Source organism: Nocardia sichangensis (genome assembly GCF_047200615.1).
In the GTDB taxonomy this organism is placed as follows: Bacteria; Actinomycetota; Actinomycetes; order Mycobacteriales; family Mycobacteriaceae; genus Nocardia; species Nocardia sichangensis.
Genome location: NZ_JBJZOK010000004.1, coordinates 136,279 through 152,087 on the forward strand (window position 1 = coordinate 136,279; position 15,809 = coordinate 152,087).

Annotated in this window: 14 protein-coding genes; 4 read left to right on the plus strand and 10 right to left on the minus strand. The window is 69.6% G+C overall.

Translation table 11 applies throughout. The features are described from left to right. From ACL03I_RS07105 to ACL03I_RS07140, 8 genes are all read right to left on the minus strand, one after another. The gene (locus ACL03I_RS07105; protein WP_355074205.1) at positions 1–1,383 is read right to left on the minus strand and encodes a PfkB family carbohydrate kinase; all 1,383 of its coding nucleotides are present in this window, start codon (positions 1,381–1,383) and stop codon (positions 1–3) included. Then, entirely contained in the window at positions 1,380–1,943 is a 564-nt protein-coding gene (locus ACL03I_RS07110; RefSeq protein ID WP_355074204.1) for a D-sedoheptulose-7-phosphate isomerase, read from the minus strand. The genes ACL03I_RS07105 and ACL03I_RS07110 overlap by 4 nt, the downstream gene beginning before the upstream one ends. Continuing rightward, a complete protein-coding gene (locus ACL03I_RS07115) occupies positions 1,940–2,983 on the minus strand; it encodes a glycosyltransferase family 9 protein (RefSeq protein ID WP_355074202.1) in 1,044 nt (347 codons plus the stop codon). Before ACL03I_RS07115 ends, ACL03I_RS07110 begins: the two co-directional genes overlap by 4 nt. Continuing rightward, on the minus strand, positions 2,980–4,479 hold the full coding sequence (locus ACL03I_RS07120) for an HAD-IIIA family hydrolase (protein WP_412805448.1): 1,500 nt from the start codon (positions 4,477–4,479) through the stop codon (positions 2,980–2,982). The genes ACL03I_RS07115 and ACL03I_RS07120 overlap by 4 nt, the downstream gene beginning before the upstream one ends. Further along, positions 4,476–6,098, minus strand: coding sequence for a carbamoyltransferase family protein (locus tag ACL03I_RS07125; RefSeq protein WP_355074199.1), 1,623 nt, complete (start codon positions 6,096–6,098; stop codon positions 4,476–4,478). Before ACL03I_RS07125 ends, ACL03I_RS07120 begins: the two co-directional genes overlap by 4 nt. Before the next feature lie 120 nt (positions 6,099–6,218). After that, entirely contained in the window at positions 6,219–7,190 is a 972-nt protein-coding gene (locus tag ACL03I_RS07130) for an NAD-dependent epimerase/dehydratase family protein (protein ID WP_355074197.1), read from the minus strand. Positions 7,191–7,198: 8 nt separating this feature from the next. Beyond that, positions 7,199–8,506, minus strand: coding sequence for a glycosyltransferase (locus ACL03I_RS07135; RefSeq protein ID WP_412805449.1), 1,308 nt, complete (start codon positions 8,504–8,506; stop codon positions 7,199–7,201). Between the two features lie 31 nt (positions 8,507–8,537). Further along, positions 8,538–9,515 carry a glycosyltransferase gene (locus ACL03I_RS07140; RefSeq protein WP_355074195.1) on the minus strand — a complete coding sequence of 326 codons (978 nt, stop codon included), beginning with the start codon at positions 9,513–9,515 and terminating at the stop codon, positions 8,538–8,540. Positions 9,516–9,674: 159 nt separating this feature from the next. Here ACL03I_RS07140 and ACL03I_RS07145 point away from each other — a divergent pair, with 159 nt between their 5' ends. From ACL03I_RS07145 to ACL03I_RS07160, 4 genes are all read left to right on the plus strand, one after another. Then, on the plus strand, positions 9,675–11,066 hold the full coding sequence (locus ACL03I_RS07145; protein ID WP_412805450.1) for an aldehyde dehydrogenase family protein: 1,392 nt from the start codon (positions 9,675–9,677) through the stop codon (positions 11,064–11,066). A gap of 89 nt (positions 11,067–11,155) precedes the next feature. Further along, positions 11,156–12,043, plus strand: a complete 888-nt coding sequence (locus ACL03I_RS07150; protein ID WP_355074192.1) for a polysaccharide pyruvyl transferase family protein — start codon at positions 11,156–11,158, stop codon at positions 12,041–12,043. After that, positions 12,040–12,924, plus strand: coding sequence for a glycosyltransferase family 2 protein (locus ACL03I_RS07155; protein ID WP_355074191.1), 885 nt, complete (start codon positions 12,040–12,042; stop codon positions 12,922–12,924). The genes ACL03I_RS07150 and ACL03I_RS07155 overlap by 4 nt, the downstream gene beginning before the upstream one ends. A 3-nt stretch (positions 12,925–12,927) precedes the next feature. Beyond that, positions 12,928–13,824: a glycosyltransferase family 2 protein gene (locus ACL03I_RS07160; protein WP_355074189.1), complete on the plus strand. Its 897-nt coding sequence runs from the start codon at positions 12,928–12,930 to the stop codon at positions 13,822–13,824. Positions 13,825–13,859: 35 nt separating this feature from the next. Here ACL03I_RS07160 and ACL03I_RS07165 read toward each other — a convergent pair whose 3' ends face one another. Further along, positions 13,860–14,837, minus strand: a complete 978-nt coding sequence (locus tag ACL03I_RS07165) for an acyl-ACP desaturase (RefSeq protein ID WP_412805451.1) — start codon at positions 14,835–14,837, stop codon at positions 13,860–13,862. Between the two features lie 115 nt (positions 14,838–14,952). Then, positions 14,953–15,735, minus strand: coding sequence for a sigma 54 modulation/S30EA ribosomal C-terminal domain-containing protein (locus ACL03I_RS07170; RefSeq protein WP_412805452.1), 783 nt, complete (start codon positions 15,733–15,735; stop codon positions 14,953–14,955). Between the last annotated feature and the right edge of the window lie 74 nt (positions 15,736–15,809).

Consider the following 15,809-nt stretch of genomic DNA (forward strand, 5'->3'; position numbering starts at 1 on the left):
TCAGCCGCCGACCTGGCTCGCGGTGACCAGTTGTGTAGTCGAGTAACCGGGAACAGTGGGTATCAGCGCGATCTCGCCGCCGTAACCGCGAACGACCGCGGCCTCGGGGAGATCCACGCCGGAGTAGTCGCCGCCCTTGACCCACACATCGGGGCGAAGGCGGTCCAGCAGTGCGCTCGGCGAGGATTCGTCGAACACGACGACGGCGTCGACCGAGGACAGTTCGACGAGCAGCCGGGCACGGTCACGTGCGGTGACGATCGGCCGGCGCGGCCCTTTCAGGCGCCGCACCGACGCATCGGAGTTGAGGCAGACCACCAAGGCGTCACCCATGGCGCGAGCCTGGCGCAGCAGGCTCACATGGCCGGGATGCAGCAGATCGAAACAGCCACCGGTGGCGACGAGTCGGCCGCCACGCGCCCTGATTCGCGCCGCCACCTCGAACGCCGACTCGTTCGTGTCGGTCGGCCCCGCCGTGGCCACGGCCGTGCTGTCGCACGTGGACAACGTGGCCGCGCCGCCCGCCGCGACGAACCTGGCCGCCGCGTCGACCGCGTGCGACACCGCGTCGGCGACCGTGGAGCCGCCGAACAGGGCGGCGGTCGCGGCCGAGGCGAATCGGTCACCCGCGCCGCAAGTGTCGGAACCGGGATGCCCGGCGAGACGGACGTCGGCAGGTACCGGAACCACAGTGAGCCGTTTCCCATTGGCCAGGACCGCTCCGCCCGGACCGGTGGTAACCGCGACGGAATCCGCTGCCCACTCGTCTCGGAGCACCTTCGCCAACTCGTCGGGTTCGACATATCCCGGCGCGAACTGGCGTGCCTCTTTCAGGTTCGGCGAGACCAGTTGTGCTCCCGGTGTCGGCGCGGGGCCGCGCGGGTGCGGATCCCACACCACCGGTACCGACCGAGCCAGTTCGGTGAGCAGGCTCCGGATCCGGGGATGCGCGGCGACACCCCGGCCGTAGTCCGCCACGAGGATTGCCCCGGCCGCCCGCAGTGTCCTGGTAACTGCGGCGCTCACCGAGCCGCCGTCCGCGGTGCCGTCGCCGGTGTCCATTCGCAACAGCGACTGTCCCGCGGCGCGGACGCGGGCCTTGCGAACCGTCTTGCCGCGCAGCGCGATCGGAACGACTCGAACGTGCTGGTCGAGGAGCCGGGTGAGGATGCGGCCGTCGTGGTCGTCGGCGGTCGCCGTGATGAGCGAGACCTCGGCGACCGACTGCGCGGCCAGCGCGGCGGCCAGCCCGGCACCGCCCGGGCGTATCCACTGGCGTTCCACGTCCACGACGGGCACGGGCGCTTCGGGCGACAACCGCTCCGCGACGCCTTCGATGTCGACGTCCAGAATGCTGTCGCCGACCACGACCAACGGCTTCATGTCGGTACCCCCAGTGCATCGTCGAGCGCCGAGCACAGAGCGTGTACCAAGACCAGATGCACTTCCTGCACAGTGGCCGTGGTGGGCGCGTCCACGGCGACGGCGTCGTCGCACAGCGCCGCGAGCGGATTGGGCGCAGGCCCGGTCATGGCCCACGTGACGACGCCGATGTCGTGCGCCGCTTTCGCCGCGGCAACCACGTTGTGGCTGGTGCCGCTGGTGGACAACAAGACGAGGATGTCGTCGGGCCTGCCGTGCGCGCGGACCTGGCGGGCGAACAGTTCGGTCTCGCCGTAGTCGTTGATGATCGCGGTACCCGCCGAGGTGTCGGCGTGCAGCGCGATCGCCGAGAACGGACGGCGCTCGTTGCGGAAGCGGCCGACCAGCTCACCGGTCAGGTGCTGGGCTTCCGCGGCGCTGCCGCCGTTACCGCAGGCGAGCAACCGTCCACCGTTGGCGAGCACGACCGCGAGTTGCCTGCCCCATCTGCGGATATCGGGTGCGAAGCAACTGGTGCGGTCCAGCGCCGCGTGCAAAGCCGCGAAATGGTCTTCGATCACCCCGCACCTCCTGTCCGCAGGCGCGTGAGGCTGCCCGCACCGAGTTCTTCCGCCACCGTGACGACCTGCTCGGGGGTGATCGAGTCGAGGCACGGATGCCCCGCCACCGGGCAGACCCGGGCTCTGCTGCCGCGGCACGGCGCGCGTTGGTCACCGAGCATGGCCACCGGCACGCCGTAGGGGGCCCACCGCTCGGCGGGCACGACCGGTGCGAACAGCGAGACCACGGGTGTCCCGACGGCCGCGGCGAGATGCGCCGGGCCGGTGTTGGGCGCCACCACGACGCTCGCGTCGCGGAGCACGGCGGCGAGTTCGGGCAGGGTCGTGGCTCCACCGAGGTCGATGCCGTGTCTGCCCGCGACGGCGCCGGTGAGCGGCCGGTCGGCGGGAGCGCCGGTCACGATCACCCGGTGACCGGCGCTGGTCAGTGCGGCGACGATGGCCGCGGAACGGGACGGGGACGGCTGCCGCGCCGGTACCGACGCGGCCGGATGCATGACCACGTAACCCGGTTCGCCGGTGAGCCCGCCGACCTTCGGCAACGGCTGCCGGACAGCGAGTTTCCCGTCGTCGCCGGGCGGCAGCCGGAAGCCGGCCGCCGCGGCGAGCGACAACGCCCGTTCGGCTTCGGGCGGATCGCCCTCGACGCGATGGCGCAGATCCAGCAACGAACCGGGGTAGTCCTCCGAGATCGCGCCGATCCAGGGAATACCGGCCATCCGAAGCAGCAGCGCCAGCGGCAGCGGCGACTGGTGGAAGGACGTGAGGATCAACGCGAGATCCACCTCGAGCGCGCGTATCCGCTCGACAAAGGCATCGATGCCCGCCGACGTGACCGCCGGTGGCTCCAGATCGATCCACGGCGCGCGCCACGTCACGACCTGCTCCACACCCGGCAGAAGATCCGCGGCGGCTCGGCCGCGCGGCCCGGCCAGCAGCGTCACCGAATCGACCTGCGCGGCCACCGCTCGGACGCACGGCCCCGCCAGCAGCACATCGCCGAAATTGTCCATGCGGGCCACCAGCGCCCGGCCGGTCACGGCACACCCGCCATCGCCAGCCGGACGGCCTCGGTCAGATCCCGCGCCACGGTCGCTTCGCGACGCGCGCGGTGCACCTCGCCGGGAAGGGTTCTCGCCGTCGGCACCAGGATCGCGCGTGCGCCCGCGGACTGCGCGGCGGCGACGTCGGCGCCGGTGTCGCCGATGACCACACACCTGCCGATGTCGACGCCGAGATCCGCGGCGGCCTGCCGGATCAGGCCCGGCTCCGGTTTGCGGCACCCGCAGCCGTCGCCTTCGCCGTGCACGCACACCTGCCAGGTCGCGAACGGTCCGAGCAGATCCTCGACTCGGGCGTTCACCGCGGCGAGCTGTTCGAGGCTGATCAATCCTCGCGCTACGCCGGACTGGTTGCTCACGATGCCGAGCTGGATGCCCGCCGCGCGCACTTTCCGCAGCGCGTCGGCGGCTCCTGGCACCGGCTGGACCTCGGTGGGGTCGGCGAGGTAGGGGACATCGATGATGAGGGTGTCGTCGCGGTCGAACAGCAACGCCAGCGGCGAGGCGTGGGTCGCGTTCCGGTGACGCAGCTCGCCGCGCAGTCGGTGCCAGCACGCGGCCGGTGGAATCAGCGCGCTGCTCAGCGTCATCCGGCCGATCTCGCCGGGTGTTCGGGGTCCGGGTGCGATCCGGCGCGCTGCGAATGCACCGGTCAGCGCCGTCCAGATGGCCGCGAAAACGAGGGCGGGCAGTTTACGGCCCGCGACGCCGAGCGCCACGGCCACCGCGCCCGCGGCCGTAGTGAACGCGTGGCGGCGGAGAAGTCCGGCCTCTTCGCCGATCCGCTGCCGCCATCGAGCGCCGTATTTCCGCCGCAATAGGGCGTTGTCGGCGTTCCCGCGTTGTGCTCGGACACTGGCCATCGGTCCCGATTCGCGAAGCGGGTGGCGAGTGACGCGTTGTCCGGCCGCGATGACGTAACCCGCGAGGCAGACCCGGAGTGCCAGATCGGCGTCCTCGCGGAACGCCCGCGGGAACCGTTCGTCGAAGCCACCCACCGCGATCAGCGCGGACCGGCGATAGGCCATGTCCGCCGTGATCCACCGCGCCGTGGCCAGCCGTGCGATCCCGCGTTCGGCGTCGGTCGGCCTGCGGTGCTTCGGCAGTGGAACCTCGATGCGGGCCGTGGAAGCCGCCGTGTTGTCGTCGAGATCACGCAGGTCCTCCGCCAAGCGGGCGGGCCAATCCGGCGCGGTGAGCACATCGTCATCGAGGAAAGCGATCCAGGTTCCTTCGGCATGCCGCCACCCGGCGTTCCTGGCCGCGGCGGGTCCGCGTCCGCCCGAGCGGATGACCTGAACCGAAGACACCGTCGCGGGCAACGGTAGGTCCCCGGCTCGGGGCCGATCGTCCACCACGATGATCTCCCGTGGTTTCGGTCCCGACGCCGTGTCCAGCGACTCGAGCAGCGCGCGAAGACTTTCCCGGCCCATGGTCGGGATCACGATGCTGTAGTCCACGGTGGGGCCGTTCATGGGCGACGGACCACGAATGAGCCGATGGCGAGCAGATCGATGGGTGCCGAACCGAAGCATTCGAGGGCGTCGCGCGGTGAATCGACCATCGGCCTGCCCGCCGTGTTCAGGCTGGTGTTGATCACTACCGGCAGACCCGTGTGCCGCTCGAACTCCGCCAGCATGCGTGCCAAAACCGGCTTGTCGGCGGGATCGACGGTCTGTACCCGCGCGGTGCCGTCGACATGTGTCGCGGCGGGAATCCGCTCTCGCCACTCCGGCGCGACGTCGTGCACGAACAGCATGTACGGGCTCGGCAGCGGCCCGCGTCCGAAGATCTCGGACGCCCGGTCGGCGAGCACCATCGGTGCCAGCGGCCGGAACTGTTCGCGCCCCTTCACATCGTTGAGGCGTTCGAGATTCGCCGACCGGCCGGGGTGAGCGAGCAGCGAACGGTGGCCGAGTGCGCGCGGGCCGAATTCGGACCGGCCCTGGAACCAGGCCACCACCTGGTCTTCCGCGAGCGCTTGCGCCACGTCCGCCGCGATGTCGTTGGATTTCGTGTACCGGACCTTGGCCGTGCGGAGCACGGTTTCCAGCTCGGCGTCCGTCCATTCGCGGCCGAGGTCGGCGCCCCGCATCGGGGTGACCCGCTCCCCGAACTCGGCCGCCAATTGCAGCGCGGCGCCCAGTGCGGTGCCCGCGTCGCCCGCGGCAGGCTGGACCCAGATCCGCTCGTAGGGGCCTTCGGCGTGCAGACGGCTGTTGGCCACGCAGTTCAGCGCGATGCCGCCGGCCAGCGTGAGGGTTCGCTGCCGGGTCTGGCGATGCAGCCAAGAGGTCAACTCGAGCAGCACGTCCTCGAGTCGTCGTTGGACGCTGGCGGCGAGGTCGGCGTGGTCTCGGCCGAACTCACCGCCGATGACCGTGGGGGCGAAGTCCGACCAGTTCACGGCCTCGGTACGGAAACCACCGTCCCGGGTGGAATACACGAGTTGGCGGAACCGATCGAGGAATCGGGGGGTGCCGTAGGAGGCCAGTGCCATGACCTTGTACTCGTCGCTGGACCGGGTGAAGCCCAGATGCTCGGTGAGGTCCTCGTACATCAATCCGAGCGAGTGCGGCAGCCGCTGTGCCGCCAGCTCCACGAACTTGCCGTCTCGATATTCCCCGGCGAGATAGGACTGGCTCTCGCCGCGTCCGTCGGCCACCAGCACCGCCGAGTCGCCGGACGGGGCCGCGAGGGCCGCGGACGCGGCGTGCGCCAGGTGATGTCGCACGAAACGCACGATGGTGGGATCGAGTCCGGGCAACGCGGCCGCGAGGAAAGCGGGCGCTCGGAACGCGTAGTCCGTTCTGGTCGCCTCGCTTTTCCGATCGAGACCGCCGAGCGAATGATCGACCAGTGCCGGGTCGTAGGAGTAGCCCACCGCGTCGAGCTGGTCGGGGCGTAATCCCGCTCGCTCCAGACACCATGCGGCGGCTTGTTCGGGCAGTTCCCATGCGGAGAAGGGCACCGGGCGCTTGCCGTGCTTGCGGCGGGTGAACCGCTCTTCCTCGGCGGCCGCGACGATTTCGCCGTCCACGATCAGAGCCGCAGCAGGATCATGAAATACCGCGTTGATTCCGAGAATGCGCACGGGCCGCCTTTCTGTTCGAGACGCGGTTCGAGACGCGCGGGACCCGGTTCGCCCGCTGGCATACAAGGGGGGCGCTACCCGGTGAAGTCGCGACTAAACCGATCCGCCGTCGGGCGCCGCTCAGCGCACGGACTCTTCGGCCGACTCGGCGGTGCGCCCGGCGAACCAGTCGATCGTGCGGCGCAGTCCTTCCTTCCTACCGATCAACGGCCACCAGCCCAATTCGCGCCGGGCCAGCGAGATGTCCGGGCAGCGCCGTTTCGGATCATCGATCGCGCTGTCGACATACGTCACGATGGAACGGCTGCCGGTTGCCGCTCGGATCTCCTCGGCGAGGCCGCGGACGGATATCTCGTGCGGATTGCCGATGTTGACCGGCCCCGGATGGTCGGTCGACGCCAACGCGAGCAGGCCGCGCACCGTGTCTTCGACATAACACAGCGAGCGGGTCTGCTCGCCGGTTCCCGCGATGGTGAGCGGTGCGTCCGCCAACGCCTGTGCGATGAAGGTGGGCACCATCCGGCCGTCGTCGGTACGCATGCGGGGACCGTAGGTGTTGAAGATCCGGGCGATCCCGGTGTTCGCGCCACGCTCCCGGCGAAATGCCATCGTGAAAGCCTCGGCATACCGCTTCGCCTCGTCATAGACGCTGCGCGGCCCGACCGGATTCACGTGACCCCAGTAATGCTCGGGTTGCGGGTGGACACCCGGGTCGCCGTAGACCTCGCTGGTCGATGCGAGCACGAAACGAGCTCGATGCCGCTCGGCCGAATCGAGGGCGTTGGCGGTGCCGAGGGAGCCGGCTCGTAGCGTCTCGATCGGCAGTCGCAGGTAGTCCGGTGGCGACGCGGCCGACGCGAGGTGGAAGACGACATCGAAGAAGCCCATCGTCGGCAGCGGCTCGGTGACGTCGTGCTGGATGAGGTCGAATCCGGGACGGGCCAGCAGCCGGGCGACGTTGTCCGGTGTGGACGTGGCGAAGTTGTCCAGCGCGACCACGACGGTGCCCGCGTCGAGCAACTGCTCACAGAGGTGTGATCCGACGAAACCGCATCCACCGGTGACCAACGCGCGTTCGCAGGGTTCGGACATGCTGTGGCCTACCCGCGGCCGCTCGCGCGAAGACCACGATCTGTCGACGGTGACTCGGGAGCAAGCTTGCCGCTGTCGCCGGTGCCGTCGAGCGAACGGCTGTCGGTGGGCCCATGTCCGTTGCGCGCGCCCGCGCGTGCGGTCACCCGGCGGTACGCGTGGAGGGTTTCAGTGGCGATCCGATCCCATGAATAGCGCGACTCGACACGCTCGCGCCCGGCGCGGCCGTAGCGCTCCCGGACCCCTGGTGTGGTCAGCAGCTCGCCGACCGCGTCGGCCAGTTCCGCGGGCTCCCGCGGTGGAACCAGCCTGCCGGTCACACCGTCGACGACGGTATCGATGAAGCCGCCGACCGCGGTGGCCACCACGGGAACGCCGCACGCCATCGCTTCGAGTGGCGTCATCCCGAAGGGCTCGTACCACGGCGTGCACACGGCCACGTCCGCCGATCTCAGGAGCGGAGCTATCCGGGTCCTCGGCACCCGGCCCAGCATGCGCAGCCGTTCTCGTACGCCGAGTTCGTCCGCCAGGGCCAGCAGCCGCCTGCCCTCCGGGTCGTCGGCTAGCTCGGCATCGTCCGGGCCGCCGACCAAGACCAACTCGGCGTTCCGCAGTCCGGTGAGCGCGGTGATCGCGGTGTCGAAACCTTTGCGGGGCACCAACCTGCCGACGCTGATCATCCGGTACTCGGCCGACTTCGGCTCTTTCGGTCCTTCGGGTGCGAACTGTTCGAGGTCCACGCCGCACGGGATCACCGAAGTCTTGGACCGGGGGACGCCAAGCCTGGCCAGTTCGAACACCTCGTCGGTGCAGGTGGCGATGATCCGGTCGGTTTGTCCGGCGATCAGCCGTTCGAGGCGTATCCGGTCGGCCGGACTGGTGTCGTTCGCACCTTGGTGGCGGCGCTTCACCACGCCCAGCGCGTGAAAGGTCTGTACGACCGGAATGTCGGTGGGGCGTGCCCCCGACAGGGCGGCGAGTCCGGACATCCAGAAATGCGCGTGCACGACATCCGGCCGCAGGTCGCGCCAGTGCTCACGCAGGAAAATGCCGAATTCGACCATGTGCGGCAGCAATTCGTCCTTCGGCAGCGGACGAGCGGGACCGGCCGGGACGTGGACGACGCGGTAACCCTGTTCGGCGGTAACCATGTCGGGCGCGTCGGCCTCCTCGCGGCGCGTGTAGACGGTGACCTCGTGCCCCTGCCTGCACAGGGCAGCGGACAGCTCGGCGACATGAACGTTCTGCCCACCGGCATCGACGCCGCCCAGCACCGCGAGCGGACTGGCGTGTTCGGACACCATCGCGATCTTCATGATTCCGCCTTCTCTCTCCGGGACACTGCCTTCATTCGGTGACCTCGGCGAGCAGGGCATCCCACCGGCGCAGGAAGACCTCGAGGCCGTAGTGCTCGAGCGCGAACTGCCGTCCCGACTTGCCCGCCAGCGCCGCGAGATCGGGTTCGTGGAGGAACTCGTGGAACTTCGCGGTGAGCACCGCGACATCGGTGGAGACGGCACCGGCTTCGGGTGGCACCGCCATGACGGCCTCGGTGGTGGCGAGGGCTACCACCGGCATGGCCAGGTGCATGGCTTCGAGAAGGGACAATCCGAGCGAGGTCCAGCGCGCGGTGTGCAGGTACACCCTTCTGCGCGCCATGTCCGGATGCAATGCCGACTGCCGCAAGTCGCCGATGCCGCGGATCGGGTGCCCGGTGGACCTGTTCGCCGTGTAGGCGCCGGCTCCGATCCCGTACACATCGATCGGTCCCGCCATCGCGAAGTCGGGCAGGAGATCACTCCCGGTGATCCTTCCGCGCCGCATCGGCTCGTTGATCAGCGCCACGCCATGGGGCAGTTCACCGGTGTAGCGCGCGCCGGGGTCGACGATTCCGTGCGGCACCACCCGGGTGGGCGCGCGTCCGCTGTCCCACATCAAGTCGTTGAAATGCGTGACGTGCACGAGCGGGATGTCGGCGCGATCCGCCAGCGGATGCCTGCTGGTGGCAGCGCTGGGCCGCGGCGCGTTGTGCTCGACGAAGACCGCGGGAATATCGGGCCCGGGACGACGACCGAGCCATCGTTCGGTGAGCTCGATTTCCTCCGGGCGCTGGAGCACGACCACGTCCGGCTCGGTTTCGCGCAAGTGGTCAGCGGGCACCTCCGCGGCGGACGGCCAGTCGCGGCCGCACCGTCCACGGCCCCACGGCCCGCCGCCTTCCACCACGGGCAGCAGATAACGGTGCCGCCCTCGGACGAACGACGTCGTCCACGAGCCGTGCACGTGCCACAGCAGCACCGTGAGCCGCTCGATCTTTCCGGCCATGCCGGTAGCTCTTGCCTATTGCCGCCGGATCAAACCTGGTCGGCGCGGCCCGATAGCAAACTTGTGGCTATGTCGATGTCCTGGGACTGCCGCGCGGCGGTACCGATGCGGCCGACGCGCGACCGGTTTGAACCATGGATGCCAGGCAATGGCCGCGATATGAGCGCACCCCATGCTGCCCCGTCGGCCACTGAACTCCGCGCGACCGAAACAATCGAGATCTTCGATCCCGCCAGCGGCGCCACCGTCGGCAAGGTGCCCATGTCGGATGCCGCCGAGATCGATCGGCAGGTTGGTCTGGCGAATCGCGCGCAAACCAGCTGGGCGCGAACAACGGCGGCCGAGCGGGCCGTCGCGGTCCGCGCCGGTGCTGCCCTGCTCCGCGAGCATGCCGATGAACTGGCCGAACTCAATCGGATCGAAACCGGACGTCCACGGTCGGAGAGCAAGGAGGGGGTGCTGGCCGGTGCCGCGACGCTCGAGCAATATGCCGAACTGGGACCGTTGCACCGAGGCCGAAGTCTGCAAGGAGCTTTCGAGGCGACCGACCTCATGGTCTGGGAGCCCCGCGGCGTCGTCGTCGCGCTGACGCCGTGGAACGATCCCGTCGCGGTGTCCTGCGGTTTGCTCGGCGCGGCGTTGGTCACGGGAAACACGGTCGTGTACAAGCCGAGCGAACGCGCACCGCACACCGGAGCTCTGCTCGGCGAGTTGCTTTCCCGAGCGCTTCCCGGCGGCGTTCTGCAGACGGTGCAAGGCGACGGCCGGGTCGGCGCGCTGCTCGCCGCACGTCTCGATGTGGACGTCATCGCGCATGTCGGCAGCACCGCCACGGGACGGTCGATCGCGCGCAGCGTCGCCGACACCGGTGCGAAGGCACTGCTGGAGAACGGTGGCAACGACGCGCTCGTCGTCGACGCCGGTGTGGATCCCGTCTGGGCGGCCGGGCAGGCGGCGCTCGGCGCGTTCGCGAACTCCGGCCAGATCTGCGTGTCCGTCGAGCGGATCTTCGTGCACCGGGACGTCGCGGAGGCCTTCCTGGCGGCGCTGGTGGCCGAAGCCGAGTCCTGGAACCCGGCGCCGCTGGTCGACCGTCATCATCGCGAGCAGGTCCACGCGCACGTCCGCGACGCGGTGGAGCGCGGCGCCGAACTGCTGACGGGCGGTGTGCTGCCGGACGGCGCCGGTGCGCACTATCCGGCCACCGTGCTGGCACAGTGCGATCCGGCCATGCGGATCATGCGGGAGGAGACCTTCGGTCCGATCGCGCCGGTACGGGTGGTGGATACGTTCGAGCAGGGCATCGCCGAGGCCGCGACCGACGACTACGGGCTCGCGGCCACCGTGCTCACGCCGTCGATGGCCAACGCGCAGCACGCTTGGCGGGAACTGCCGGTGGGGACGGTGAAGATCAACTCGGTGTTCGGCGGCGCGCCCGGGGGAGCGGCGCACCCGCGGCGGGCCAGCGGGTCCGGTTTCGGTTACGGGCCGGAATTGCTGGACGAGATGACCCAGACGAAGGTCGTGCACCTGCGCCCGGCCCCGAGCTAGGACGCCGCACCCCGGTCTTCGCGGTCACCGAGCGGAGAGGTCGCCGTCGCGGCTGATTGACCTGGAACGCAGCGGGTATGGGCAGAGACATGCGGGTACTTGTCACCGGGTGGCCCAGCTTCCTGCACGGGGAAGCGACGGCCGGGGACGTGTTGAGCATGAGCCGAGTGTGTGACGCGCTGGTCTCCGCCGCGATACCCCACGACACGGCGTGGAGCCCGGGGTTTCGTTCCGACGGGATGAATCTGGACGACGCGGACTCCGGGCGATATTCGCACCTGGTGTTCGTGTGTGGGCCCGCGCACGGTGAACAGGTCCGATTCCTGCACGAACGGTACGCCAACTGCCGACGCATCGCGGTGGGCGTCTCCATCCTCGATCCGGCCGATGCCGCGGTCACCGGGTTCCACCGCATCTTGCCGCGCGACGGTCCGTCCATCGCGCGACCGGACATGGCGGTCGGGGCGTCCACGGTGAGCGTCCCCGTGGTGGGAGTCGTCTTCGCCCCTGGCCAGGCCGAGTACGGCGTGGCCAGGCGGCATCGGTCGGTGCATCGCGCGTTGCTGCGGTGGCTGCGCGAACTCGACTGCGCGCGACTACCGCTCGACACCAGATTGACGTCCGACGATTGGCGCCTGTGCCGCACACCCGACCAGCTCGCGTCGGTGTTCGCTCGCCTGGACGCGGTGATCACCACTCGACTGCACGGCTTGGTGCTGGGACTGCGAGCCGGGATCCCGGTCCTCGCGGTGGATCCCATCGCGGGCGGAGGGAAGGTCACCGCGCAGGCGAGGGCGCTGGACTGGCCTGCGCTGGTGTCTGCCGAGCAGACCGCCGACGCGGGCGCGTTCGACCCGTGGTGGCGCTGGTGCCTGGCACCGGCGGGGCGCGAACGCGCGCGGCGGCGGGAGTTCCCCTCGGCCGACGCCTTGACCAGCGACCTGCTCGACGAACTGCTCGCGGGACGGCCTGCGTGAGCGCGCCGACGGTGGCGAAGACCACCGTCGTCATCGCCACCCGCAACCGCGCGGCCGAACTGGCCCGCACCTTGACCGAATTGCGCGCACTGCGCCCGGCTCCCGCGATCGTGGTACTGGACAACGCTTCGGTCGACGGCACGGTCGGCGCGGCGGAGGCATTCCCGGATGTGCGCGTCGTCCGGCTGCCCCGCAATCTCGGCGCGGCGGCGCGCAACCTCGGCGTCGCACTGGCCCGCACGCCCTACGTCGCGTTCAGCGACGACGACTCGTGGTGGGCCGAGGACGCGCTGCGCGAAGCCGAGCGGGTGCTTGATGCCCATCCGCGACTCGGCCTGATCGCAGGACGCACGCTTGTCGGCGCCGACCACCGTGACGATCCCGTCAACGAACTGATGGCGAGCAGCCCGCTCGGGCATCCCCCCGGTCTGCCGGGCCCGTTGGTTCTCGGCTTCCTCGCCTGCGCGGCGATCGTCCGGAGAGAGGCGTATCTGCAGGCCGCCGGGTTCAGCCCGCTGTTGCATTTCGGCGCCGAGGAACGCCTGCTGTCACTCGATATGGCGGCGTGCGGCTGGGACCTCTGTTACGTGGCGCGAGTGCGCGCCCATCACCACCCCTCGGCGCGGCGACCGCCGCACGCGTGGCGCAGACGGACCGAACAGCGCAACAACGCGTTGATCGCTTGGATGCGACGGCCGTTGCGGCGGTCCGCTGCCGAGTCCGCGGGCCTGTTGCGCCGAGCGGCGCGGGACCCCCGAATGTTGCTGGCGTTCGCGGGGGTCGTTCGCCGCCTGCCGAGGGCGCTGGCGCAGCGGCGCACGCTGCCGCCGGAGGTCGAGCGCCGTGCCAGGACGCTGGAACTCGCCCATGGAAGGAAGTGACGGATGGTCACGGAACGAATGACGGTCGTCATCATGACCCGCAACCGGCGCGAACAATTGCTGCGCACCCTGGCGCACATGACCACGCTGCCCGACGCGGCGCCGATCATCCTCGTCGACAACGGGTCCACGGACGGCACCGCCGACGCGGTCGCCGCGGCGTTCCCCTCGGTAATACTCATCCGCTCGGCGGAGAACCTCGGCGCGGTGGCCAGGAATATCGCGGTCGAGCGGACGGCAACGCCGTATGTCGCGTTCTGCGACGACGACACCCGATGGCAGCCGGGCGCCTTGACCCGCGCCGCCGATGTGCTCGACCGATACCCCGGCCTCGGCTCGGTGACCGGACGATGCCTGGTCGCACCCGATCTCCGAGAAGACCCGATCACGCCGGAACTGCGCGACTCACCGGTCGTCGGGCCCGACTGGCTGCCCGGTCCCGCTCTGCTCGGCGTGATGGCCGCGCTGTCCGCCTTCCGGGTCAGCGCGTTCCGGGAGGTCGGCGGCTTCTCCCGGCGTCTGTGGTTCGCGGGCGAAGAGGAACTGCTCGCCCTCGACCTCGCGGCGCACGGCTGGTGGATGTGCTGGATGGAGGACATCCTGATCCACCACGAGCCGTCCACCACCCGTGATCCGACGCACCGTCGCAGGCTCGGCATCCGGAACACGTTGTGGACGCTGTGGTTGCGCCGCCCGGCCCGCAGCGCCGCCCGGCGGACCGCCGTCGTACTCGGATCGGCCCCGGCCGACCTGACGACCGCCGCGGCCGTCCTGGACACACTGCGTGGGATGCCGTGGGTGCTGCGCGAACGAAAAGTCCTGCCACCGCCAGTGGAGGCGGGCCTCGTGCTGCTGGAAGAATCGCAGCGCCGTTCCCCCGCGCGTCGCTATGTGGGCTGACGGTCGTCTCGGCGGGGAGGACCTACCCGGTCGTACTATCCCGCAGCGGCGCCGACACCCCGGCGTGCTTCCCGAGCGAGGGCACGGTCGCGTTGTTCCTCGAATCGGGGAATGCGCACTTCCGTAAGGTCGTCCAAGAAGGCGGCGAGTCGTTCGCGGGCTTGCTCGCCGCGTGGCCCGAAGTCGTCGCGGTCGAGGATGTTCCACTGCCGGATGACGGGTTGGAGCACTTCTTCCAAGTGCTGGCGCAGATCGTAGATGCCGTGTTTGGCCATGAGGACGCCGTTGCGCCGGAAGTTGGGCATGCCGGTGCCCGGCATCCGGAAGTAGCGCACGATCAGGTCGATCGCTTCGATGGCCTGATCGGGCACCAGATCCAAGGCGGCCCCGCACATGCCGCGGTAGAAGATCATGTGCAGGTTCTCGTCGGCGGCGATGCGTTGCAGCATGCGGTCGGCGACCGGGTCGTCACAGACCGCCGCCGTGTTGCGATGGCTGATGCGGGTGGCCAACTCCTGGAAGGACACGTACGCCACCGAGTACAGGAACCCGCCGTCGAAGTCGGTGTCCGCTCGCTCCACCGGCGCACCGAAGCCGGTGGACATGTGCGTCATACGGTCGTTCTCCAACGCGACCGGGTCGACGCCCCGTGTGACGACCAGGTAGTCACGCAGGGCGATGCTGTGGCGGGCCTCCTCGGCGGTCCATCGTCCCACCCACGACCCCCACGCGCCGTCTCGGGAAAAGCTGGCACTGATCTCGCGGTGATAGGACGGAAGGTTGTCCTCGGTGAGCAGATTCGTGATCAAGGCCGCCTTCGCCACCTCGGAGAGCCGTGATTGCCTTGGCTCCCAATCGATCCCGCCGAGCATCGCGAAGTTGCGTCCTTCGTCCCAGGGCACGTAGTCGTGGGGATGCCACTCCTTGACCATGGACAGGTGCCGGTTCAACGCGGCACCCGCGAAAGGTTCGAGCTCGGTGAGGATCTCCAGCTGTGTCAGATCACGCGCCAACGTCGTGTCCGCCTTTCTTTGCGCATTGCTTCGGAAGGGAGAGATGATCGGCCCGGCCCGGTCGCGATCAGCGACGACCGAGGCCGGACGGATAACGCCGGGGAAGTGACGACTTTCAGGCGGTCGCCGTGTCGATGGCGCCGGTGCGGGGTGCGACGAGCGTCAGGCCGCCGTCGTAGCGGCGATACATCAGATGGCCGCGTCCCGACGGTGGGTCGGTGTAGAACAGGAACGGGAATCCGTATTCGCATACCCGTTCCACTGCTCGTGTTTCGGTGAGCGCCGGTGCCGGTCGGGGGTTGATGGTGAACAGTCCCGAACTGCCGACGATCGAGTGTGGCGTATGGACACTGTGCTGGCGCGCCATCCGCAGCCCGAACGGTCCGGCGCGGTAGACGACGGCGTCCTCCCCGGTCTCGGCATCGGTGAACAGATGCGCGTCGTAATCCATCGCGTCCAAGAGCGCCGTCGCCGCGGGCAGCGAGCCCGTTGTCAGCGCAACCGCCTTGCGGCGGACCAGTTCTCCCGGGCCGGGTGCGTCCAGCGGCCGACGGTCCGGATCCGGCCACGGCCGCGGCTCCCACGGCTTCTGCAACGCCTTGATCTGCCGTTGCAACCGGATCACCGTCGGCAACGCGTCACCACGACGATGCGCCAACGTCTGGATTCGCGCGAAGGTGTCACCGACGGACAGATTCACCTGGATGACCATCGGGCCGTCGTCGCTGTCCGGGGCCGTGATCCGCAGGCGGGCGGCGCCCGCGACAGGGAATCGCCGCAGCAGGCGGCCGACCGTACCGGCGAAGCGTTCCCGCTCGAGGGCCGGTACCCGGCCGGTGGCGAACACGGCGACTTCCGGGAACGACGTCGACGACCACACCTCCGACACCAGCGACATCTCATCCTCCACTGCTCTCGCCCCACCGACTCACCTGGCAAGACTGTGCCCGCAGCGTGGGTTGTGCCCGTAGG